The sequence below is a fragment of the Vreelandella sulfidaeris genome, assembly GCF_042429665.1.
GTDB lineage: Bacteria > Pseudomonadota > Gammaproteobacteria > Pseudomonadales > Halomonadaceae > Vreelandella.
Window position 1 is genome coordinate 1,246,898 of the sequence record NZ_JBHMAC010000010.1, and the last position, 24,585, is coordinate 1,271,482.

14 protein-coding genes are annotated in these 24,585 nt (G+C 55.0%); 12 read left to right on the forward strand and 2 right to left on the reverse strand.

The window, feature by feature from the left end; translation table 11 throughout:
* Position 1: 1 nt before the first annotated feature.
* Together ACFFLD_RS10650 and ACFFLD_RS10655 are read right to left on the reverse strand one after the other, a co-directional pair.
* On the reverse strand, positions 2 to 529 hold the full coding sequence (locus ACFFLD_RS10650; RefSeq protein WP_386039934.1) for a type II secretion system protein N: 528 nt from the start codon (positions 527 to 529) through the stop codon (positions 2 to 4).
* Complete coding sequence (locus ACFFLD_RS10655; protein WP_386039936.1) at positions 526 to 2,250, reverse strand: hypothetical protein; 1,725 nt, start codon at positions 2,248 to 2,250, stop codon at positions 526 to 528. Before ACFFLD_RS10655 ends, ACFFLD_RS10650 begins: the two co-directional genes overlap by 4 nt.
* A gap of 360 nt (positions 2,251 to 2,610) precedes the next feature.
* On the opposite strand from ACFFLD_RS10655, the gene ACFFLD_RS10660 reads away from it, so the two are divergent.
* From ACFFLD_RS10660 to ACFFLD_RS10715, 12 genes are all read left to right on the forward strand, one after another.
* A complete protein-coding gene (locus tag ACFFLD_RS10660; protein ID WP_386039938.1) occupies positions 2,611 to 4,803 on the forward strand; it encodes a PhoX family protein in 2,193 nt (730 codons plus the stop codon).
* A 227-nt stretch (positions 4,804 to 5,030) separates the two neighbouring features.
* Positions 5,031 to 5,252 (forward strand): glutaredoxin-like protein NrdH, encoded by a 222-nt coding sequence (gene nrdH, locus ACFFLD_RS10665; RefSeq protein WP_008956787.1) that lies wholly within the window; start codon positions 5,031 to 5,033, stop codon positions 5,250 to 5,252.
* Between the two features lie 9 nt (positions 5,253 to 5,261).
* Entirely contained in the window at positions 5,262 to 5,696 is a 435-nt protein-coding gene (nrdI, locus tag ACFFLD_RS10670; RefSeq protein ID WP_386039940.1) for a class Ib ribonucleoside-diphosphate reductase assembly flavoprotein NrdI, read from the forward strand.
* Entirely contained in the window at positions 5,678 to 7,870 is a 2,193-nt protein-coding gene (gene nrdE / locus ACFFLD_RS10675; RefSeq protein WP_446753356.1) for a class 1b ribonucleoside-diphosphate reductase subunit alpha, read from the forward strand. Before nrdI ends, nrdE begins: the two co-directional genes overlap by 19 nt.
* A 165-nt stretch (positions 7,871 to 8,035) precedes the next feature.
* Positions 8,036 to 9,007, forward strand: coding sequence for a class 1b ribonucleoside-diphosphate reductase subunit beta (gene nrdF, locus ACFFLD_RS10680; protein ID WP_386039942.1), 972 nt, complete (start codon positions 8,036 to 8,038; stop codon positions 9,005 to 9,007).
* A 70-nt stretch (positions 9,008 to 9,077) separates the two neighbouring features.
* Positions 9,078 to 9,476 carry an NUDIX hydrolase gene (locus ACFFLD_RS10685; RefSeq protein WP_386039944.1) on the forward strand — a complete coding sequence of 133 codons (399 nt, stop codon included), beginning with the start codon at positions 9,078 to 9,080 and terminating at the stop codon, positions 9,474 to 9,476.
* A 291-nt stretch (positions 9,477 to 9,767) separates the two neighbouring features.
* On the forward strand, positions 9,768 to 11,444 hold the full coding sequence (locus ACFFLD_RS10690) for a ShlB/FhaC/HecB family hemolysin secretion/activation protein (protein ID WP_386039946.1): 1,677 nt from the start codon (positions 9,768 to 9,770) through the stop codon (positions 11,442 to 11,444).
* A 30-nt stretch (positions 11,445 to 11,474) separates the two neighbouring features.
* Positions 11,475 to 21,209 carry a two-partner secretion domain-containing protein gene (locus tag ACFFLD_RS10695; RefSeq protein WP_386039948.1) on the forward strand — a complete coding sequence of 3,245 codons (9,735 nt, stop codon included), beginning with the start codon at positions 11,475 to 11,477 and terminating at the stop codon, positions 21,207 to 21,209.
* A complete protein-coding gene (locus ACFFLD_RS10700; RefSeq protein ID WP_386039950.1) occupies positions 21,209 to 21,805 on the forward strand; it encodes a hypothetical protein in 597 nt (198 codons plus the stop codon). The genes ACFFLD_RS10695 and ACFFLD_RS10700 overlap by 1 nt, the downstream gene beginning before the upstream one ends.
* A 195-nt stretch (positions 21,806 to 22,000) precedes the next feature.
* Positions 22,001 to 23,560, forward strand: a complete 1,560-nt coding sequence (locus ACFFLD_RS10705) for a DUF637 domain-containing protein (protein WP_386039952.1) — start codon at positions 22,001 to 22,003, stop codon at positions 23,558 to 23,560.
* Positions 23,561 to 23,592: 32 nt separating this feature from the next.
* The gene (locus tag ACFFLD_RS10710) at positions 23,593 to 23,904 is read left to right on the forward strand and encodes a hypothetical protein (RefSeq protein ID WP_386039954.1); all 312 of its coding nucleotides are present in this window, start codon (positions 23,593 to 23,595) and stop codon (positions 23,902 to 23,904) included.
* Positions 23,905 to 24,123: 219 nt separating this feature from the next.
* Positions 24,124 to 24,525 (forward strand): NUDIX hydrolase, encoded by a 402-nt coding sequence (locus tag ACFFLD_RS10715; RefSeq protein ID WP_386039957.1) that lies wholly within the window; start codon positions 24,124 to 24,126, stop codon positions 24,523 to 24,525.
* Positions 24,526 to 24,585 lie beyond the last annotated feature (60 nt).

Genomic DNA, 24,585 nt, shown 5'->3' on the forward strand with positions numbered 1-24,585 from the left:
GTCAGCGTACCGGGCGGTCTGGGGAAGCAGCCGTCGTCCGTTCGTCATTTGCTGGTAACGCCTGATCCTGGGTAATGGGATCATGGCCGTCGGCGGCGTCGGGCCAGGGGAGTCGCTCAAGCCGACCCTGGCGGGAAAGAATAACGCCGGTACTGTCGATGCCCGCCAGCTCAATACCTGGCTGAATAGCGTCGCCTACCATGAGTGCTTGTTGACCATCCGGTGTGATAAGAATGACCAGCGACGTCGCGTCTCGCGTGCCAAGGGCTCTACCCACCACGCTATAGGGCAGGTCGGTGATGGGGATTGTCGCGATGTTGCTGCCTTTGGCAGACTGCCAACTGGCGGGGGCCTGGGGCAGAAGAGCAGGATCGACAGTGACGGGATAAGCATGCTCGGATACGGTGGTGCCGGGCCAGATCAGCCGTGCAGTCCCGGCCAGCGCATGAGCGCTAAGCCATGCCAACAGGCAGGCGGCCAGCCAGTACCAGAGACCGGAGCGCGTGGTAAGCATGGTTATCGCGCTCATGTAAGCCTCGATTCGGGGTGCCAGCCGGGATGGCCTTCCAAATAGCGCGTCTCGATAGCGGGGCGTGGGGGAAGCCTCAATGCTGGTTGTTGCGCCAGCAGATAGCGCTCCATGCGCTGCCATAGCGCTTCGCCTCCCGCCGCCTGAGGATGGGCGCTAAAGGTGAGCCAGCGGTGGGTGCCCGCTGGCGCATTGATCAGCGCGCGTTCCCCTGCATCGGCGCCATAGCGAAGTTCCCAATTCGCCCCAAACAGGCGCGGCAGGTCTTGGCTATTGTTGATGACAAGCGGTGTGCCGATACTATTATCGATAGCATCCTCCACCATGCGCTTGAGATCTGCACTGTCCAATTGCAGCGAGATGACCTTGGCCGCATGGCCGCCGGTCAAGCGCAGCAGGTGATCACGCGTGATCGGCTCCCCCGGCGCCACCAGCGGATCATAGCGAAGCCCGGGCAAAAGGCTGAGCGCTTCACCCCCTTCCGCCAACGCCGCCGCCATCAAACCATCCCACGTGCCGCCCACGGTGTCGCGACGCCATAGCCAATCTGGCGCGGTTGCCAAGCGTAGATCAAGCCACTCGGTATAGGGCGCACGCAGAGCATTAAAGCGTGCCTGTAACTGCTGGGCACGAGCAAATTCGGCGCTGCCCGCCGCTGCGTTATCGGTGAGATGAAAACGCGCCTCGAACCGCCAGCCGTCCTGATCACTGGTTGCACTGAGCTGATAGCAGCCCATGCCGTGGCTGCCGGGCAGGCATAGCGGCACACTGCGTCCATCCTGACGTGCAACCTCAATCAACCCCGGCCAGAAATCCAGCCCGCGTGCCGCCAGCACCAGATCAATCGCTGGCAGTCGCTCGGCCAGCCAGCGTGCTGACGCACTGCCGGTATCGGCGAGCAGAATGACCAAATCGGCTTGTTCGGCTGCTTGTTCGACGCTCTTCACCAGCGCTTGATACCACACATCCAGGTCGCGTGACTCATCGAAAGCGTTTGGGTCGGTAGCGCCAACCACCGCCACCCGCGCTCCACCCCGGGTGAAATAGCTGGCGGGCACGGCGCCGATGTCCTTTTGAGCGGGCGCCAAACTGCCCAGCACCGGTTGTCCGTAGTCACGGTAAAGCGCTGCCGCCTGCTGGGGCCACAGCACACGTTCATCGCTGCTCACGCGCGCATCGCTGCCCAACAAGCGGCTGGCGGCAACGCCCGCGCGGCCATTGGAAAGATGACCGAGGCCGCTGCCGTTCCAGCACTGGCCGTTTTCCAGCGTCAGCGTGCGATCACTGCCCAGGCTTTCACGCAATTGCTCAAGGCGCGCTGCCAGCGCCCCGTAGCCGCCACTAAGGCGCTGCGCTGATTCGCTGGGTAGCGTCAGTGACTGCCATGTCTGGCTGGGGGCATTGGCAAGGGTCGCAACGCTTCGGGCGGTGGCCCAGGGAGGAGTGCCAATCAGACTGGCGGGTCCCAGGTAGGTAGCAGGAGCGGCGATGCGGGTCGGCGTTAGGCTTTCCAGCGTATCGGCTAGATAGAGCAGTTCCACTCGCTGCCCCGCTGTTAACGAACGGCCCCGGTGCATGAGAGGTGCCGCACAGCCGGGCAGTGTAGCGGCTAATAGCCCACTTCCTGCCGCTTTAATAAAGCGGCGCCGGCCGGTGCGAAGACGATCCTGATCGGCGATGTTTGACGTCGTCGCACGGATACAGTTCGAGGGGGCGGTCATGGAACTCCTTAGCATCAGTGTGTTGCATCGCCTGGTCGACAGAGACGCGTTTCTTTAACTCCATTTTAATGACCAATAGATGACATTTTTATGATGGGGAGTGAAAGAAACCAGAGGGAGTGAAAATCAGAGGGAATGAAAATCAGAGCCAGCGGATAGAAAAATACACCGTAAGTGTTATGTAACTTTCACACTACTTTCATCTTCGCACGCTAGCGTTACGTTGTTTTAAAGGAAGACGTGGCAAATGTTATTCAGATTGTTCAGACGTAAGAATAAGAGATAAACGTTAAGAAAAGTGCGGTAACAAGAGCGTGAACACTGAAGCCTGACGTGGCTGGCTATAAAAAGGAGATACATGTGAGCCAAGAAATCGAAGATCATCGTTTGTTGAATCGCAGCAGTAACGAGCCGTTTTCATCCATTCTGGATCGTCATGTCTCCCGCAGGGGGATTATGCGAGGGGGCATGGGCTTGGCCGCCATGTCGGTACTGGGCAGTTTCGGGCTGGCTGGCTGTAGCGACGATGATGTCGTCAATCCAGGTGTTCCAGGTGAAAAGAACCCTCTGTCGTTGGCGTTCGATTCGATCATGGGACGCACCGGCGATGGTGCAGACCGCATGTTTGTACCTGAAGGCTACAGTGCTCAGGTGCTGATCCCATGGGGTACGCCGCTGAACAACAGCGCCGGTCAGTGGAGCGCCGACCTTGCTGTGACGCCTGAGTTCCAGGCTAATAGCGTGGGTATGCATCACGATGGCATGTATCACTTCGCGCTTAGCGAAGAGAGCGCTTCGCGCGAGTTTTTGATGGCGCTCAACAATGAGTACATCGACCAGCGTGCGCTATGGGCACCCCAAGGCGGCCCCACTAATTCATCAAACGGTAACCGCCCGGCAAATGAGGTGCGCACCGAGATTAACGCGCATGGTGTGACCATTGTTAAGCTGAGCAAAAACAGCGATAACGTCTGGTCGTCGGAGACTTCATCGCCTTATAACGTGCGTTATACCTCGGCTACTCCTATCGAGCTTTCCGGCCCGGTGCGTGGCAGCGACTATACAATCACCGCTTATTCGCCCAACGGTACCCTCTCTAGGGGCACCAACAACAACTGTGGCAGCGGCTATACCCCTTGGGGAACCTACCTTACCTGTGAAGAAAACTGGCCTAACGTATTTACCAAAGCCAGCGGCCGCACCATTGATGATGATCGCCTGGGCATACCTGACGGACGCAGCCGCTACGCCTGGGAAACGGCTGCAGGTGCTGCCGATGAGGTCAATGGCGAGTTTGCGCGCTTTAATGCCACGCCTAGTGCCGCCAGCGCCAGCGGCGACTACCGTAACGAACCACGCACCTTTGGCTATATTGTCGAGATCGACCCTTACGGTAATACCACCAGTGTGGGCACTGACAACGCGGCGCTAAAACGTTCCTATTTGGGGCGCTTCCGTCATGAGGGTGCCTGGCCCGGCAAGCTGGTGGCTGGTCAGCCCGTGGTGTTCTACTCAGGCCACGACTCGCGCAACGAGTACATTTATAAGTTTGTTTCGAACGTCAACTGGGATCCCGCGGATGCCAACCGTCCCGGTGAGAATTACGACCGCTTGGCGATCGGTTCCAAGTACATGGATGAAGGTACGCTTTATGTGGCCCGCTTCGACGCCGATGGTAGTGGTGAATGGTTGCCGCTGACGCCGACGGCCACTACCCGTAACGGCCAGCCGTTGTGGCAGGCGCTGGGGCTGGCCAACGATCAGGATATCGCGGGAGTGATTATTAATACCTGTGATGCGGCTGACTTCATGGGCGCCACGCCGATGGATCGGCCTGAGTGGGGCACTGTGGACCCCGCCAGCGGCGATGTTTACATGACGCTGACTAACAACAGCGATCGTACCGCTGAAGGCACTGCAGCTACCTATAGCAACGGCGCGGGCAGCGTTGAAACGCTGGGAGCGGCGTTCGATACGGCGCCGGTTAACGGACCTAATCCACGCCCAGACAACGAGGGCGGTCAGGTCATTCGCTGGCGCGAGCCAAGTGCCGAGGCCACAACGTTCACCTGGGAAGTTTTTGTCTTCGGTGCCGCTGAAGGCGATGCCGACAATTTGTCGGGCTTAACCGAGCTTAACCAGTTCGCAAGCCCGGACGGCTTGTGGTACGACGACCGTGGTGATGGTGACGGTATTCTATGGATCGAAACCGACAACGGTTATGACGCTGTGACCGATTATACCAACGACCAGGTGTTGGCCGTCGTGCCTGCCTCAGTGAGCATCGGTCCTGGTGATGCGGCGGTGATTGACCCATCCGATCAAGCGCAGCTGAAACGTTTCGCAGTCGGCCCCAATGGCTGTGAAGTCACCGGTATCTTTGCCACGCCGGACAAGACGGCGCTGTTTATCAATATTCAGCACCCAGGCAACTGGCCTGCTGACCCGGGTCAAAACGTTCAGGACGCTACTATCAATACCAGTGGGTCGGTGCGACCTCGTGCTGCTACGGTGGTCATTCAGAAATTGGATGGAGGCAAAATCGGGGTGTAACCCGCTCGTTAGCCACTGCCAGCCGCCTCCTTTAAAGGGAGGCGGTTTTTTTTATTTTCAAGGATAGAGTTGGGCACTAACTGTCAATAACCTGTGGATGAAAAATACCACATATGCGTGAATTGATTTTCTAATGGTCTATATATAGTATGCGTTGTGTCTTCTAGAGGGGGCGGGCACTAGATATGCTCTACCCGAAAAACGCCGCTTTGAAAAGGAAAATCACCATGGAAATTCAAATTTATAGCAAGCCAGCCTGTGTTCAGTGCACCGCGACTTACCGCGCACTCGACAAGCAGGGCCTTGATTACACCGTCATTGATATTACCGCTGAGTCTGGTGCTCAAGAAGAAGTTGAAGCGCTAGGCTATCGCCAGCTTCCTGTCGTGGTAGTAGGTGAAGATCACTGGTCGGGTTTTCGCCCCGATCGCATTCAAGCCCTCGCGTAAGCGATTACCATGCTGGAAAGTTGCTCACCGACACCTGTCGCCGGCAGTTTGGTGTACTTTTCCACGAAGTCAGGCAATACCCATCGTTTTGTAGAAAAGCTTGGTTTTGAAGCAACACGGTTACCCCTCAAGCAAGGCGAGTCGGCACCACAAGTAACGCAGCCGTATATTTTGATTACCCCTACCTATGGCGGGGGCGAGACACTGGGCGCGGTACCCAAACAGGTTATCCATTTTCTTAATGACCCGCACAATCGGGGCCTCCTGCGGGGGGTGATTGCCGCTGGAAACACTAATTTTGGCGATGCATATGGTCTTGCTGGCGACATTATTGCGAAAAAGTGCCACGTGCCGCTGCTGTATCGATTCGAACTGTTTGGCACCGAAGATGATGTGGCCAACGTCCGTAAAGGAGTAGAAGAGTTTTGGAAACGACTAACGTAGCCACGAAAAATGACGCCGCCAACAGCGTGGTAGGGTCAAAAAGACCAGCAGCAGGCGAGACGCGTACACTGGATTACCACGCCCTCAATGCGATGCTTAACCTGTATAGTGCCAACGGCGAACTGCAGCTCGATAAAGATCGCGAAGCGGCACGTCAGTACTTTTTGCAACACGTGAACCAAAATACGGTGTTTTTCCACTCGTTGAAGGAAAAACTCGATTACCTGGTGGAAGAGCAGTACTACGAAGCGGAAATGCTTGCTCAATACAGCTTTGCATTTGTGAAGGCGTTATTTGAGCAGGCCTATGCGTATAAATTTCGCTTCCCCAGTTTCTTGGGTGCCTTCAAGTACTACACCAGCTATACGCTGAAGACGTTCGACGGCAAGCGCTATCTAGAGCGTTATGAAGACCGTGTGTGCATGGTGGCGCTGACCCTGGCGCGGGGTGACGAAGCCTTGGCCAAATCGCTGGTGGACGAAATCATCAGCGGCCGTTTCCAGCCTGCGACCCCTACGTTCCTGAATTGCGGTAAACAGCAGCGTGGTGAGCTGGTTTCCTGTTTCTTGCTGCGTATCGAAGACAACATGGAGTCGATCGGGCGTTCGATTAATTCCGCCCTGCAGCTCTCCAAGCGTGGCGGCGGTGTCGCCTTCCTGCTCTCTAATATTCGTGAGTCCGGCGCGCCCATCAAGCGAATTGAGAACCAGTCATCGGGCATTATCCCGATCATGAAGTTGCTGGAAGACGCGTTCTCCTATGCCAATCAATTAGGGGCTCGTCAGGGGGCGGGAGCGGTATATCTCAATGCTCACCACCCGGATATTCTGCGCTTTTTGGATACTAAGCGAGAAAACGCTGACGAGAAAATCCGCATCAAAACGCTGTCGTTGGGCGTGACGATTCCGGATATCACCTTTGAACTCGCCAAGCGTAACGACGATATGTATCTGTTCTCGCCTTACGACGTGGAGCGTGTTTACGGCGTCCCGTTTGGCGATATCAGCGTTACCGAGAAGTACCAGGAAATGGTCGCCGATGCGCGCATTCGCAAGCATAAGATCAACGCCCGGGCTTTCTTCCAAACGCTGGCTGAACTGCAGTTTGAGTCGGGCTATCCTTACATCATGTTCGAAGATACGGTCAATCGTGCCAACCCGATTGCTGGCCGCATCAACATGAGTAACCTGTGTTCGGAAATCCTGCAGGTGAATACGCCCACCGAATATGACGATGATCTGGGCTACCGTCAGGTGGGTCAGGATATTTCCTGCAACCTGGGTTCCATGAATATCGCCAAGGTGATGGACTCAGGCGATATCGGCACCAGCGTGGATATTGCCATTCGCGGCCTCACCGCCGTGTCTGAAATGAGCAACCTGCGTAGCGTACCCTCGATCGCCGAAGGCAATGCCCAGTCGCGGGCCATTGGCTTGGGCCAGATGAACCTTCATGGTTACTTGGCGCGCGAGCACATCTATTACGGCTCTGACGAGGGGTTGGATTTCACCAATCTCTACTTCTACTGTGTGGCGTTCCATGCACTGCGTGCCTCTAATCGCCTGGCAATCGAGAACAACGATACCTTTTCAGGCTTTGCGGACTCCACCTACGCCTCGGGAACGTTCTTCGATAAGTACACGGATCAAGCGTGGCTGCCGCGCACCGATAAAGTGCGTGAACTGTTCGAGCGTAGCGGTATTGCGTTGCCGACTCAGGAGGACTGGCAGGAGTTGAAAGCGTCGGTCATGGCCCATGGTTTATACAACCGTAACCTTCAGGCCGTACCGCCCACGGGGTCAATCTCCTACATTAATAACTCCACCTCCAGTATTCACCCGGTGGCGGCGAGAATCGAGATTCGTAAAGAGGGCAAGTTGGGGCGTGTTTATTACCCGGCGCCTTTCCTGGATGAAGCCAATTTCGACTATTTCCAGGACGCTTATGAAATTGGTCCGGAAAAGATTATCGACACCTACGCCGAAGCGTCGCAGCACGTTGACCAGGGGCTGTCGTTAACGCTGTTCTTCCCGGACACGGCCAGTACGCGGGACATCAACAAAGCGCAGATTTACGCCTGGCGTAAAGGCATCAAAACGCTTTACTACATTCGCCTGCGTCAAAGCGCGCTTGAAGGTACCGAAGTAGAAGGCTGTGTGTCGTGCACGCTGTAAACAGCCCGTACCCTGTGGTCTTTAGTTAACTGCCCATCTTGCTAGCCCGGTTTTTTAACCGGGCCTTGATAGCTATTTTAAGAACCGTTTTTATGAGCGGTTTTTTTAATAATTATTTTTTAAAGAGCTTCGTTTTTTGCGAGCTACTTTTTTGAGAGCACTGCCATGAATACTATGCAACGTTTGTCGCGGGTTGACGCGATTAACTGGAACCGACTCCAGGACGATAAAGACCTGGAAGTATGGAACCGCTTGACGAGTAACTTCTGGTTGCCCGAAAAGGTGCCGTTGTCTAACGACATCCAGTCCTGGAACACCCTCACTCAGCAGGAAAAACAGCTGACCATCCGCGTGTTTACCGGGCTAACGTTGCTGGACACCATTCAAAGTAGTGTGGGCGCGCCGGTACTCATGGACGATGCGCGTACTCCCCATGAAGAGGCGGTTTACACCAATATCGCGTTTATGGAATCGGTGCATGCGCGCTCCTATAGCTCGATTTTCTCGACGCTCTGCACCACGCGCGATGTAGACGACGCATTTCGCTGGAGTGAGGAAAACCCGACGCTTCAAGCAAAATCGCAGCTGATTCTGGAGCGCTACCGCTCCGACGACCCGTTGATGCGCAAAGTGGCCAGCGTCTTCCTGGAGTCGTTTTTGTTCTACTCAGGCTTCTATCTGCCGATGTACTGGTCAAGCCATGCCAAGTTGACCAATACCGCTGATCTGATTCGTCTGATTATTCGAGACGAAGCGGTACACGGCTACTACATTGGTTATAAATTCCAGCAAGCGATGGCGGAAGCCACGCCTGAGCGTCAGCAGCAAGTCAAAGACTATGCTTACGAACTGCTGCTGGAACTTTACGATAACGAAGTACGCTATACCGAGTCGCTGTATGACGAGGTAGGCTTGAGTGAAGATGTCAAAAAATTCCTTCACTACAATGCCAATAAAGCGCTGATGAACCTTGGCTTTGAGTCGTTGTTCCCCAGCAGCGTGACCGATGTCGATCCGACCATCATGGCGGCGCTTTCACCCAATGCCGATGAAAACCACGACTTCTTCTCCGGCTCTGGCTCTTCCTACGTGATCGGCAAGGCCGTCGCTACCGAAGATGACGACTGGGCGTTTTAATCCAGCCAAGAGTGTTGTTACTGCTAGGGATAGCGGTATCGCGAGAAGGAAACAGGGATAAGGAGGACGTATGCCAGCCAACGCCGCTAACGTATTGGAAATTGCTGCTGCTGTCGTGAGCGACCCTGAGGGGCGTTTGTTATTGGTGCGCAAGCACAATACGTCTTTTTATATGCAGCCAGGTGGCAAGATCGATGCGGGCGAAACCGCATTGGAGGCGCTGTGCCGTGAGCTTAATGAGGAATTGGGCCTAGCGGTGAATAGTGACCAGCTCTCACCGCTAGGTCTATTCACCGCACCCGCGGCCAATGAGCCTGACACCATGCTCGAAGCGCATCTGTTTAGCCTTGTTATTGATGAACCAGTCGAAGCAAGGGCTGAAATTGCCGAGGCAAGGTGGGTGACACGTGAAGAGGCTTGGCAGTTGCCGTTGGCACCGCTGACCAAAGAGTATGTAGCAGTCAATTAGTAAAGGATCGATATCGCGGCATTTGCTAACCATCGCGACAGCACTACAGGGAGCCTTAACGGCTCCCTTTTTTTATAGCAAGAGAGAATGACGTTGGTTGCTTAACTGACTATTTTGAGACTGCTAATAAACATTTATCTAAAGTAAAATTTATATCTGCCGATATGTATTGATATTCAAGTTGATACAAGGATGCAGGTAGTGAATTGGCGATGCTTTCTCTTCACTTCTGGCTTAGCGAAGACACATTTTCTTAAGCTTAATGGCCCAAATGTTTTGTTGAATGGTTTTGTGTTGATAGTTGCTTTTTTGGCATCGGTTTGGCACATCCCATTGCAGGCGGAAAATAGCACACCTGATACGCCGCTTCGCCTCCAACAAGAGCGTAATCGAGCCTTACAAGAACGCCTGGAGACGCAGCCTGATGTAAGGCTGTCAGTACCGCAAGAAGTTGAAGAGCGCTTTTCAAGCCAAGATAAGCCCTGTTTCGTCATTCAGGCATTGAATTGGCAAGGGGAAGAGGTTCAGCGTTTCGAATGGCTCGATGCGGAGGTAGCTGGCAACGACGTAGAAGACACACCTATCGGCCGCTGCCTAGGGGCGCAGGGCATCAACGTGGTGCTTGAACGTGCTCAAAATGCACTAATCGAGCGCGGTTACGTTACCAGCCGCGTACTCGTTGAGCCACAGGATCTCAGCGATGGGCGCCTTACCATCACTCTCTTGCCTGGTCGTATCGCAAACCTCCGCGTTGACGATACCGAACGCTCTCATGCTTCTTTACGAAATGCCGTGCCTATTGAGCCTGGGGATATCCTCAATCTACGCGATATCGAGCAAGCGCTAGAGAACTTCCAACGTCTACCGTCCGTAGAAGTCGATATCGAGATCGCGCCGGGAGAGGCACCCAACGAAAGCGACCTTGTCATCGATTATCGCCAGGGACGACCGCTACGCCCCTCCTGGTCGGTCGACGACAGCGGCAGCGATGCCACGGGTCGTTACCAGAGCGGCGTGACAGTGGCCTATGACAACCTTTTGGGCATTAACGACCTGTTCTACGTCAACTTCGGTAAGGACCTGGGCGGCGGGGAGGCAGGTTCGCGTGGTAACCGTAGTCACACCGTTCACTACTCTGTGCCCTGGGGGTACTGGAGCTTGGGCGCGACATATAGTGACTACGACTACCATCAAACTGTCGCAGGTGCCTTCGAGGATATCGTTTACGAAGGCGCGAGTCACAATATCAAGGCCACACTTTCACGTGTGATTCATCGCGGTACCACTCGAAAGACCTCGCTATCCCTCAGTGGCTTCCAGAATCGATCACGTACCCATGTCGATGGCGAAGAAATTCTGGTGCAGCGACGCCAAATTGGGGGCTGGGAAGCGGGAATTGAACACCGCGAGTACCTAGGGCGAGCAACGTTTGATGGGGGCCTGTTCTATCAGCGCGGTACTGGAGCATTCGGCGCACTTCCGGCTCCGGGAGAAGCCTTTGGAGAAGGCACTTCTCACTTTAAGATCCTCGCCGTCGACGCTGAGCTCAAAGTGCCGTTCACCTTGAAAAATCAATCATTTCGATACCTTGGTCATTGGCGACTGCAACACAACCTTACTCCCTTGGCGCCATTGGAGCGCTTTTCGATAGGCAGTCGTTATACCGTGCGGGGATTTAACGATGTGGGCCTCTCAGCTGATCGCGGCTGGCTGATCCGTAATGAGATCGAGTCGCCGTTGGGCGGCAGCGGTCAGGCACTCTATGCCGGGCTCGATTATGGCGTGGTCGGAGGACCAAGCAGCGATTGGTTGCTCGGCAATGAATTGGGCGGTGCTGCTTTGGGAATGCGCGGCAGTCTGCTGCGCTTCGTTAATTACGACGTCTTCGTCGCCAAGCCGATCCTCAAGCCAGCAGGCTTGCGCACCGACAGCCACGACATCGGTTTTAGTCTGTATGTAGCTTTTTGAAGAAAAAAATATAGTCACGGAACAGCCACTATGAATAAGCATAGCTACCGCCTTGTATTCAATAAAGCCAAGGGGCGTTTGGTCGTCGTCTCAGAAGCTGCCACCACTCAACAGCACGGTGGGCAAGTAACACCCCGTCGTCGCTTGCGCGCCTCTTCCAAGCGCAAGGGATGGGAGCTTGGCAGCCTTAGGCCTCTGAGATGGAGCGTCCTGTTGGCGCTGGGGCTGGTGACTCTGCCAGTTCATGCCCAAATAATGCCTGATCTTACTGCTCCGAACAGTCAGCGGCCGCATGTCCCGAAAAGCGCCAATGGCACCCCGCAGGTCAATATCACCGCGCCGAATGCGAGTGGCGTGTCGCGCAATACCTATCGTCAGTTCGACGTTGATAGCAAGGGGGCTATCCTCAACAATTCCCGTGCAGCGGCAGCGACCCAGATTGGTGGCTGGGTACAAGGCAACCCCAATCTCGTTAACGGTGAGGCGCGGGTCATCGTTAATGAAATCAACTCCTCGATCCCTAGCCAACTGCATGGTGCTGTAGAGGTAGCTGGAAGACGTGCCGAAGTGGTCATTGCCAACCCGGCCGGTATTGATGTCGATGGGGCGGGCTTCATTAACGCACAAGGCGTTACCTTGACCACGGGCCAGCCTCAATACAGCAATGGTTCGTTGGATGGTTATCGGGTCCAGGGCGGCACAATCAAGATTCACGGCGATGGGTTCGATGCCGGCAATGCTGATTATGCCGCCATACTAGCTCGTGCCGCCGAGGTTCAGGCAGGCGTATGGGCAGAAGAGCTCGATGTTGTGACCGGCACCAATCGGATCAGCGCCGACCGTCAAACGATCAATACTATTGAAGGCCATGGCGCATCCCCCAGCGTGGGCATAGACGTGGCCCATCTAGGCGGCATGTACGCTGGCAAAATCCATCTCATAGCCAACGAACGGGGGGTCGGTGTCCATAATGCTGGCAACATAGCCGCTGGCGAACTCGTCGTCGACGCGGATGGACGTATTACCAACCGCGGGCAGATTGCCACCCAAGGCGATTTACAGCTGGTTAGCCACGATGATATTGCCAATGCCGGTTCACTGCGTGCCGGTAAAGACATTGTCGTAACCAGTGACGGAAAGTTGGCCAATCGCGACAGTGGCACGATGGTCGCCAGAAATAATATCCAGCTATCGGCGGTTAATCTAACCAGTGAAAGAGGCTCTCTGATCGCTGCCGGCGCACGCGATGACGGGGCCTTGGGGGCAACAGGCGATCTAAATATTTCGGCTAGCCAGGGCATCGAAGGCAGCGGGCAGCATGTCGCCGCTGGCGGATTTTATGCCCAGGCTGAGACCGTGTCTCTTCGTGACAGCCATACCCAAGCCCGCAATATAGATATCGTGTCGGGGCAAGCAGGGGTCGATGCCAGCGGTGCGACCCTTTCTGCACAAGAGGGGCTCAGCACGAGAACCTCTGGAACGCTACATACCGACGGCGCCAGCGTCGTCGCCGAGACGCTCCATCTTGATGTTGGCAGTCTATCCAATATCGGCGGCGATATCTCACAGCTTGGCGAGCAGTCGTTGGCATTAAGGCTCGACACTTTCGATAATACCGCGGGGCGGCTGGCCACCAATAGCGGACTCGATATTTCGGCCCATACCGTGGGTAACGCTGCCGGTACGTTGCAGGCGGTAGGCGATATTAGCCTCAACGCCGCAAACCTGAATAACCATGCCGGCGATATTCTCGCCGGCAACTCCCTGGCCGTTAACGTCTCTAACGGTATCGATAATAGCCAGGGGCAATGGCGGGCGGCGCGCGTAGATGTTACCTCAGCAGAGCTAAACAACAAGGCCGGTCTGATCAGTGCCAATGGTGGCGAGTTAAATGCACAGTTAAATGAACTCAACAACAGTCAGGGGCGCCTGGAAGCCGTCGGCGACCTGACCCTTGATGTTGCCAATACGCTGGTCAACGAAGCTGGCGAGATTGTGCATGCTGGTCAGGGAAATGCTCAAATTGACGCCACGCATATAGAGGGGAGTGATGGACTGATTGCCAGCCAAGGACGTCTGGTTTTGCGTGGCGAGGAAATTTTGCTCGATGGTGGCACTACCAGCGCAAATTCAATTGCGCTACACGCCGAAAGCCTCAGTCACCGGCAAGGTAAGATGCAGCAGTTCGACGATGCTGATGACTTGGCACTGAATGTCGGTCAAATAATGGACAATGGCGGTGGGCTGATCGCCAGCAATGCTGGGATCGGTATCATTACCCAGGAATTGATCAATACCGGCGGCACGCTGCAGGCGGCAGGTGATATCAGCCTTGACGCCACAAGCTTGAATAACCATGGCGGCGATATTCTCGCCGGCGACTCCCTGGCCGTTAGCGTCACCGACAGTATCGATAATAGCCAGGGACAATGGCGGGCGGCTCGCGTAGGCGTTACCTCAGCAGAGCTAAACAACAAGGCCGGTCTGATCAGTGCCAATGGTGGCGAGTTAAATGCACAGTTAAATGAACTCAACAACAGTCAGGGGCGCCTGGAAGCCGTCGGCGACCTGACCCTTGATGTTGCCAATACGCTGATCAATGAGGCTGGCGAGATTGTGCATGCAGGCCAAGGTAAAGCCCAAATTGACGCCACGCATATAGAGGGGAGTGATGGACTGATTGCCAGCCAAGGACGTCTGGTTTTGCGTGGTGAGGACCTTGTGCTTGATGGTGCCACCACCAGCGCAAAGTCAATGGCACTGCACGCCGAAAACCTCAGTCACCGGCAGGGGGAAATGTCACAGTATGGAGATGTCGATGACCTGATACTGACCGTCGACCAAGCGTTGGATAACAGCGGAGGACTGATTGCCAGCAATGCCAGACTCGATATCACTGCCAGCAGTATAGACAACCGTGAAGGTGACCTGGTCGGCGAGCAAGGTGTCGTACTACGTGCGGCATCGCTGGACAATCGCTTGGGAATGGTGGGGGCTCTGAAAGGCCAACTGATGGTGGAGGCAGGGGCACTCGACAACACCCTTGGCCGAGTGGAAACCGCTGGCGACCTATCGCTTAATATTGCTGGCACGCTGAGCAACCAAGATGGCGAGATCGTACATGCCGGCGACAGCGAGGCGCGGATCGATGCTGCTCGTATCGTCGGCAGCAACGGCTTGATTGCTAGCCAGGGCAAGCTGACACTGACAGCAGATAGCCTCGACCTTGATGGTGCCATCACCAGTGCTGAGCAAATAGCCGTTCATGCCGAGCGACTTAGTCACTACCAGGGGGAGATGTCGCAATATGGCGACAACGCCGAGCTAGTGTTGGCGATTCGCGAGACGCTGGATAACCGCGAGGGAAAAATCCTTAGTCACGCTAATCTCTTGATAAATGCCGGTGATTTCGTCAATCGCTCAGGAATGCTGCAGGCGGCTAGAGACCTGAGCCTGGATAGTGGTGAACTTGACAATCGGTACGGCGAGATCCTCGCTGGCGGAAGCCTGGCCATTGACGCCAGCGGGCAACTCGATAATAGCAGCGGTCGTGTGGTGGCCACGCGAGATGCCGTCCTGTCGGGAGCCTCTCTTGTTAACGTCGATGGCTTGCTTGCCACCCAAGCGGGCGATCTTGCTATTGATATCGTTGGGGGCATAAATAATCGTCAGGGCCATCTCGAAGCGGGCGGTGAGCTGGTATCGATCAGCCGTGCCCTCGATAATCGCGACGGTGAGATCGTCGCTACCCAAAGCAATATCGATACCCAAAGGCACCACCTGGACAACCGTGGTGGTCTAATCGCCGCCCGGGAGGGGCTCGAATTGGTTAGTGGTGCACTCGACAACACCGGTGGCACACTCCAGGCGGGTGGAGGCCTATCTCTCGATACTCAAGGACAGGCCCTAATCAATACTGGGGCGGGGGAGATACTTGGCGAAAGGGGTGTATCGCTGACGCTGGGCAGCCTCGACAATACGTCTGGTCTGATTGGTGCTGGTACTAATCTTGAGCTCAAGGCCGATACCGTTACCAATCGCAGCGGCGGGGCACTACTGAGCGAAGCCGACATGAATGTGACGGCTGCCAATCTCGATAACCTCGGTGGTCAGTTTCAATCCTTGGGTAACATGTTCCTCGACATCGATGGCACGCTCGGTAACCAGAGCGGTTTGATTCGTGCTGGCCAGACGCTGAAGGTGATGGCGAAACAGGTGATCAATCGCCTTACTCAGGGCGCCGACCAGGGGATCGAGGCACATACGCTTCATTTGGAAGCAGATGAACTAGACAACCTACAGGGCACCATTCGCACCGACAAGCTGGCTGATCTCCGTGTGAACGCAGGGATGATCAATCGTGAAGGTCTAATCTCGTCGCTTGATACACTGGCCATACAGGCCAGCGACGTCGACAACCGAGGCGGCACCCTGATCGCCGATCAGGCCCTTGAGCTGACGACGGAACGTTTGACCGGCGAGGGTCGTGTGCTCTCACAGGGTGATTTGGCCCTGCGACTGGCCACTGATTATAGCCTCTCCGAAGGAGGCGAACTGATGGCGGCGGGTAATCTTCATCTTGCCACCACCGGCACGATCGATAACCGGGGCAATCTGAAGGCGGGAGAAATGCTCTCCCTCGAGGCTGCGCGTCTAAATAATACTGACTCTGGCGAACTCTCCGGTACCACCACGCATATTGATGTCGGGCACTTAACCAATCGCGGCCTGATCGACGGTGTCGATACTCATATCGCTGCCGATGTGCTCGACAACCTTGGTACCGGCCGCATCTATGGCAACGCGCTTGGAATCAAGGCGGGTACCCTTACCAACGACAAAGAAGGCGGTCAGGCCCCTGTGATAGCGGCACGAGAGCGGCTGGATATTGGCGTGGGCACTCTGATAAACCGCGATGACGCGCTTATCTTCAGCGCTGGCGATATGGTCATCGGTGGTGCTCTGAACGCCAGTGGCCATGCAACGGGGCAGGCTGGGCAAGTGCGCAATGCCAGCGCGACCATTGAGGCACTGGGTAATCTATCCCTCTCTACTGGTCGGCTCGACAATACCAATGAGCACTTCGAAACCGAGTTGGTACGGGTGAAAGATTTGCCGCCGGGAGTATATCTCCAACCGAATGGATGGGACGAGAAACTATCAGTAGATGAGTTCCAATGGGTGAGTTCAGGTAGTTATCGAAACGAAAGTGGTAGTTATCGCCATAAAGACACAAAATTAGCCGTTTCAAGATGGACTGAATACGATATCGAACGCACTCAATACGAAAGCCAGGTAGTGCGATCTCGGCCGGGGCAGTTATTGGCGGGTGGAAATATTAGTCTTTCAGGCGGTAACTTGATCAATGACAAGAGCCGCATTGTTGCAGGCGGTGCAATAACTGGTGACCTAAACAGCTTGAGCAATATTGAAGCGTCGGGGCAGCTTGTCTTTGAGGAGGCCGGTATAAGTCGGCAGAGCTCGACTTATACGGAGAAAAAGTGTGATGGGGGAGAGGGAGGGTGTGCTCCTGCAGTGTTTACATACCGACGATACTCTGACTGGAAACCCTATTCTGGACAATCTTCGGAAACTATCGTCGTTCCTATTACCGAAGTACGGGAAGGCATTCAATTTTCCGGCAGCGGAACTCAACTGAACGCGCATCATGGTGCTTCGCTCACTGCTTCAGCCCAGGGAGCGAATGGAGCCCAAGTGGCTCTCCAGTCCCGCGGGTCTGGCAACACTGTTATCGAAGTTCCCGCCCTGTACCCGACCACACCTCATGCTGAAAGCAGCCTGCCTATCGATGGCAGAAAAATGATTGATGGGTTGGCCATCTCCCCCGCTGATATCGAGAAACTCACCACGACCTTGCAAAACATGGTGGGCGAGTCACCCCCCAGACCTATTGGGCCCTCCGATGCCGAGCGTCACGCTACGGATCTGTTGCCGCTCGGCATGATTCGTAGCGTGATGGCGAATATTAACTTACCGGCCAACAGTCTTTTCCAAATCAGGCCCGCACCTAAAGCCCCCTATCTGGTCGAGACTGACCCGCGTTTCACCAACCAGCGGGAGTGGCTCGGGTCGGACTATATGCTTGATGCTCTAAATAGCGATCCGAGCACGACTCATAAACGCCTCGGCGATGGTTTCTATGAACAACGGATGATCAACGATCAGATCATGCAATTGACCGGACAACGGTATTTGACAGGTCATAGTAATGATGACGATCAGTATCGAGCGTTGATGAATTCGGGTATTACCTTCGCAGAGAAGCATGACTTGCGCCCCGGCGTGGCACTGACTGCCGAGCAGATGGCCCAGCTTACCAGCGATATCGTTTGGATGGTGGAACGGGAAGTAACCCTGCAAGATGGTTCCATCACCAAAGTACTGGTTCCTCAAGTATACGCCCGGGTACGTGAGGGCGATCTGCAAGGAGACGGTACCTTAATAGCGGGCAACTCACTGGCGCTCGAAGTGAAAAATGATATCGCCAATACGGGGACTCTGGCTGGCCGTGAGCTGGTCGCGCTCTCGGCAGAGAACATTAGCAATTTGGAAGGCCGGATTGGTGGTAATCGTATTGACCTCACGGCGCGTAACGATCTCGACAATATTGGTGGAGAGATAGCCGCTGGCCGCTCTCTGGCGTTGCAAGCAGGGCGGGATCTGACATTAACCAGTACTTCGAAACGCTTGGCTGAGCTTCATGTTACTGAGGCTGGTGGCAGCTTGAGCGCCACCGCTGGACGTGACATGAGCATCGTCGGTGCCGCCCTCGACAGCGCAGGCGATCTCCGACTCGGTGCCGGCCGCGACTTGAATATCACAAGTACCTTGTCTAGCGAACAGAAGAACCGTGGCTATCGGTTCAGTAGCACCGAGCTCGATCGTGCAGCTACTCTGTCAGCGGGTAACGACCTGTTTCTTGACGCCGGGCATGATCTCACCCTGACGGCGGTCGATATCAACGCCCGTGGCGACGGTTTGCTTAATGCTGGGAATGACCTGAGTCTGGATGCTCTTTCGACCCAGAAAAGCCGAAGTGCCTGGTGGAACAAGACCCGTGAAAGTGAAGAGGTTGGCACTCAATTAGAGATAGGCGGTAGCCTCGCGCTCCTCGCTGGGCAGGACATCACAGCTCGCGCTGCGGAGCTAAATGCCAGCGATGATCTGACCCTCATGGCCGGTCGTGACATCAGCCTGGAGGCAGGGTACTCCCAGCAGTACGAAGAGACGCGCCAGGGGTATACCCACACCATCGATAGTCAGAGCCGGGTGCAATCCACCACGCTTGTTGCCGGTGGTGATTTACTCTTGCAGGCGGGTAATGACCTACGTCTAACAGCTAGCCAGTTAGAGGCTGCTGGCAGCGCAGCCCTGATCGCCGGTAACCGAATAGATCTGCTCACTGCTCAAGAAGAAGACTACTCCCTCTACGATTATCGCCGCCGTGGTGGGCTCTTTAGCAGTGGTCGTCATCAGCGCGACGAAGTCCACGATATCCGCGAAGCGGGCACCCAGATCACCGCAGGCGACGATATCGCCCTCATCAGTGGCGGCGACCAGACCTACCGGGGCGCAAGGCTGGACGCCGGGCAGGACATGGCGCTACTCAGCGACGGCGACATTACCTTCGAAACCGCCAGCGACGTGCGCACCGAATCCCACGAACGCAGCAAGAGTAACTTTGCGTGGCAATCGGCCTCCGGCGAAGGCTCCACCAACGAAACGCTGCGCCAGAGCGAGCTGGTGGCCCAGGGCGAGCTGGTCATTCAGGCCGCCCAAGGCATCAGCATTGACGTGGAAGCCATCAACGCCCAATCGGTGCGCCAGACCATCGACGCCATGGCCGCGGCCAACCCCGACCTTGCCTGGCTCAAAGAGATGGAGCAGCGGGGCGACGTCGATTGGCGTCAGGTCGAGGCTATTCATGACAGTTGGGATTACTCTCAGTCTGGCCTTGGGCCGGGCGCGGCGCTGGCCGTGAGCATAGTCGCAGCGGCTTGGGCCGGTCCGGCGGCTTCCGGCTTACTGGGGCTGGCCGAAGGCGGTTTGGCCGCCAGCATGGTGACGGCAGGGGCCAGTTCACTGGCCAGCACTGGCGCGGTCAGCTTCATCAATAATCGTGGCAACCTGGGTGATACCTTCAGCGATACCTTATCAAGCGACAGCCTGCGCGGTGCCACTATTGCCGTGCTTAGTGCGGGGGCCGCCCGAGGCATAACCGATCGTGTTTGGGGAACGCAGACCAACCCCACTACCGGTGCCACGAACAATCTCAACCTCAGCTTTGGCAATGGCAGTGATATTGCCCGTTTTGCCGGTCAGCGCACCAGTCAGGCCGCCATCGATGCGGGGATTCGTACTGCCATCGAAGGCGGCAGCTTGGGCGATCATCTTGCCGACGGATTCGAAAACGCCGTGGCGCATGTGGTCAGTGGGGTGCTGTTTAATGCTGTGGGTGATATTGCCAACGAGCGGCTATGGGAAGAAGGCGGTCCGCAGAAGATTGCCCTACACGCGCTGGTCGGTGGCAGCGTTAGTGAGGCCATGGGCGGCGACTTCCGCACCGGTGCATTGGCGGCGGGCGCCAGTGAAGCACTTGTTCATCACCTCGTAGAGAATGGTCGCGCCAATCCAGTACTTAGCAATACTGTGGCTCAACTGGCAGGGATCGTCGCGGCGGAACTCAGCGGTGGCGACGTTAACGACGGTGCTCTCATCGCTGGTCAGGTGGAGAGTTACAACCGTCAGCTGCACTCCGAAGAGCGCAAGCTGGCAAGAGACCTAGCGGATCTGAGTGAGGGGCGCTTTACCTTGGAAGAGATCGAGCAGGCGATGCGCGGCATGCACAACCTCGCTAAAGGAGAAGCGCCCGGTGACAATATCATTGTGCCCCTGCTGCCAGGGCTAGGCACTGATGAGTTGGGTTATTACGACTTCAGTGGTCAGTGGATGAACGTCACGCTGGCCGATGGATCGCAGGAACTGAGACAGGCGGTGCTAAATGCGCCACGTGAATTGGCCAATTTCATCATCCGCAATACCGGCGGCGTGGATTCGCCGTATTGGGTACCGCCAACACAGACACCGAATGAGCGAAAGCCCCAGTTGCTTTTCCCGGGTAGTATCGCGATGGCGGCGGGGCTGCCCTACAACCTTAACGATGTGGATACGCGCACGCCTCTGCAACAGCAGCAGGACATGGATGCCTTCGTGCGCGGTGTCTCAAGTCTGGCTGCTTTTCCCTTTGCAGCAGGCTCTGTCGCCATGCTAGGGGGGCGCAGTGCATTAGGAGTTTTTGGTTTTGGTGCAGGCTTTGATATGGCGGGCCAATCGCTACAAGGCGGTGAGTACCGATTTGGACAAACGCTTGCTGCTGGTGGTACGGCGTTGGCTTATGGTCCGTTGGCTGGCCGCAACTTGTGGGGCAATGCCGCCTTGGGTGGGATCGCCGGGGGCAGTAATACTGCGGTGACCAATTGGATGTATGACGAAAATAAATCAGTGATACGGAGCATAGGTATGGGAGCAGCCGCTGGTGGGATTGGTGCACGCCTAGGTGAGGTTATTAAAGAACTCGGGCCATATATTCCCTCTCAAGTTACTGTGCCGTACTTTTCTACTCCGGCAACATTTAGTGTGACCTTGCCCTCGGCAGGTGTGTTAGGAGGGGTGGCGGAAAAGGGTATTAGCAATATTCCAGCCATATTGTCATTACCTGATGCCAACAGTATGGAGCAACCGTAATGTCTAAGCGCGATATGTCATGGAAAGGCTTTTCGAAGCGAAATGCGGTCAACGCGTGTTTTGCTTGTTTTGCTTTTGTGTTTTTTTGGAATGGCGTGGTTATATGGGAGTGGCTTTATGCCTTGTTCGGCGGGGAGCTTCGTGGCTATGGGCTGGCGCAGCAGCGTTGGCATCGTGTCTGGGCTGTGGGATTCGTGGCTATGTTTATATTTGTGGCCATGTTGGATGCTCTAAGTGTTTGGCACTGGCAAAAGTATCCTGAAAAGAGGCGTTATCCTAAAAAAGCAAAGAAGTTAAAGAATAACCAAATAAAGAGAAAGGTTGCGAAGTCCTATGAGGCCCAAAATTCATCAATACGTACTTCCTTTGTCGAGTCAACAGTTACAGGCGACATCATACACCGAGCTGAATTGAGTCAGTTAGAGAAGGGTTATGTTTTATGCATAAGCCGTTCAGGACAGGAACTCCAGGTGGATGACCTTGTTAAAAATTTTGAGTCTGAGCAAGCGGTGAAGCAATATCTTGAGAAAAAGACCCCGTTTCGCTGGGGAGATTTTGCTACACCCGCTGCTATTGAGAATAACCGCCTCAGGTGAATAAAGAAGTAGTACCGGCTGTTGAATAAGTAAGCTTGGGCTGTCCAAGGTATAAGGAGCGTTACTGGGTATTATCTTAATGGTAAAACGGTTGTCCTCATAAGTATTGTGCAGAATGGTTGATTACCACAATTGCCGCTGTTGGGGAGCTTTAGTAGCTCCCTTTTTGGTTTATAACAGAATAAATTTATTAGTTTGATCAACAACGCCGTGGCCTCTGCCATGGTGACGGCAGGGGCCAGTTCACTGGCCAGCAGTGGCGCGGTCAGCTTCATCAATAATCGTGGCAACCTGGGTGATACCTTCAGCGATACCTTATCAAGCGACAGCCTGCGCGGTGCCACTATTGCCGTGCTTAGTACGGGGGCCGCCCGAGGCATAACCGATCGTGTTTGGGGAACGCAGACCAACCCCACTACCGGTGCCACGAACAATCTCAACCTCAGCTTTGGCAATGGCAGTGATATTGCCCGTTTTGCCGGTCAGCGTGCCACTCAGGCCGCCATCGATGCGGGGATTCGTACTGCCATCGAAGGCGGCAGCTTGGGCGACAACCTCGAGGACAGCCTTGAAGGCGCCGTGGCGCATGTCGCCACCGGGGTGCTGTTCAACGCCGTGGGTGATATTGCCAACGAGCGGCTATGGGAAGAAGGCGACCCGCAGAAGATTGCCCTACACGCGCTGGTCGGTGGCAGCGTTAGTGAGGCCATGGGCGGCGACTTCCGCACCGGTGCATTGGCCGCGGGCGCCAGTGAAGCACTTGTTCATCACCTCGTAGAGAATGGTCGCGCCAATCCGGTACTTAGCAATACCGTGGCTCAACTGGCAGGGATCGTCGCGGCGGAACTCAGCGGTGGCGACGTTAACGACGGTGCTCTCATCGCTGGTCAGGTGGAGAGTTACAACCGTCAGCTGCACACAGCAGAGCGGGAACTAGCTCGAAATCTTGCCGAGGAGAGCGATGGTCAATTTACGCTGGAAGAGATCGAAAGTGCGCTGCGGGGGATGTATCACGATGATCTGGGACAGGCGCCTAGTGCCAACGCCCAAGTGGATCTGAGCGATTTAGAAGGCGTCTTAGGCAGTTATTACGATTTTGGAGGCGAATGGCTGGCCATCCCTGGCCAAGATGGCAAAACTCGCTATTTAATCCAGCTGGTACCGACAGACACTCCAGCAGACCTGATTGCCTATATTATTGAGCAGACAGGTGAGGAAATATCGCCTTATCGAGCTCCCGTCTACCGGTTACCGGCGGGAGAGGCCGCACCCGGCCAGCCGCTTGATCGACTCACGGGGCGGCCGCTTGATGAGGAGGGGCGTTACACAGTCAGCTATGTGGTAGATGGAGAGATTTACCACGTACCGCATTTCTCGTGTGAAACAGCAGATTGTATTGCTCAGGGCGCCAACATTGATTACAGCGATCAGAGTGCAGTGTCATATTCCAGGGCGCTGGATGCTAAGGCGCTAGATGATTTCAGTACGTTATCGACAGCAGCTGTGTTTTTAAACCCTGTTGGAGCCGGGGGGCTAGGGCTTGCTGCATCAGGAAGCGTGGCAGGCTTGATGTCGGGTTACTTAAAGGATGAATTCGTTATATCAGCTTCAAAAGAAGTAATGAGTGCAGGGTTCGAGAAGTATGCAATATTTCGAGGCGTACCTGCTCCTGCAGCTGCAAAATTGACAGCTACATTAAGTTTGTTAGGCGTTTGGGATGAAGTTTCGAGTAATGCATCTAAGTTACTAGATTGACTGCTGGGGATAATTGATGTGGGTGGAAGTTTATGTTTTCTAATGATGTTTGGTTGGCGTGGATGAAAAGATATCGCGCTTATATCCTTTGTTTAATGGTAATTTTATCCATTTTTATTGCTGTGCTCCGTTTCTGGGGAGAGTGGAAATATTTTTTCGGTATGCTGATTGGTCAGCTTTTCTTCGGACAGGCTGTACAGTCTTATCTTTATGGTAAATATATTTCGTTTGGCGGTGGAGGGGTAACAGTTGAAAGTAGTCCGTGCTCTAGGTTAGTAGCATTTATTGTGGCGTTCATTGGATATTTGGTTATGTTTCTTTTTAATGGATATCCGTGGAGTTAGGTGCTCCCCTTGCTGGAAGGGGGTACATACAGGCATCTTCACATGTGTAAGATTGTTTGAACGGCGATATATTACTGCTTAAATTGTGGCAGTATCTGCCAAACAAAATTTCTCAAAGGCTCGTCTGCTAAATACTGACCACTACCATTAGCCGTCCTGCAGGGTATATTCGATAGCCAACGGGTAGATCAGGGAATATAAGTGCACCAAGGAGGAGGTATGCCAGCCAACGCCGCTAACGTATTGGAAATTGCCGCTGCTGTCGTGAGCGACCCTGAGTGCCGTTTATTATTGGTGCGCAAGCACAATACGTCTTTTTATATGCAGCCAGGTGGCAAGATCGATGCGGGCGAAACCGCATTGGAGGCGGTGTGTCGTGAGCTTAACGAGGAATTGGGCCTAGCGGTGAATAGTGACCAGCTCTCACCGCTAGGACTATTCACCGCACCCGCGGCCAATGAGCCTGACACCATGCTCCAAGCGCATCTGTTTAGCCTTGTTATTGATGAACCAGTCGAAGCAAGGGCTGAAATTGCCGAGGCAAGGTGGGTGACCCGTGAAGAGGCTTGGCAGTTGCCGTTGGCGGCGCTGACCAAAGAGTATGTAGCAGTGAATCATTAAGCTTGATGATTGTGATAAAGAGGCGCCGATGGGCGCCTTTTTTTATGCGCTAGACCTAAG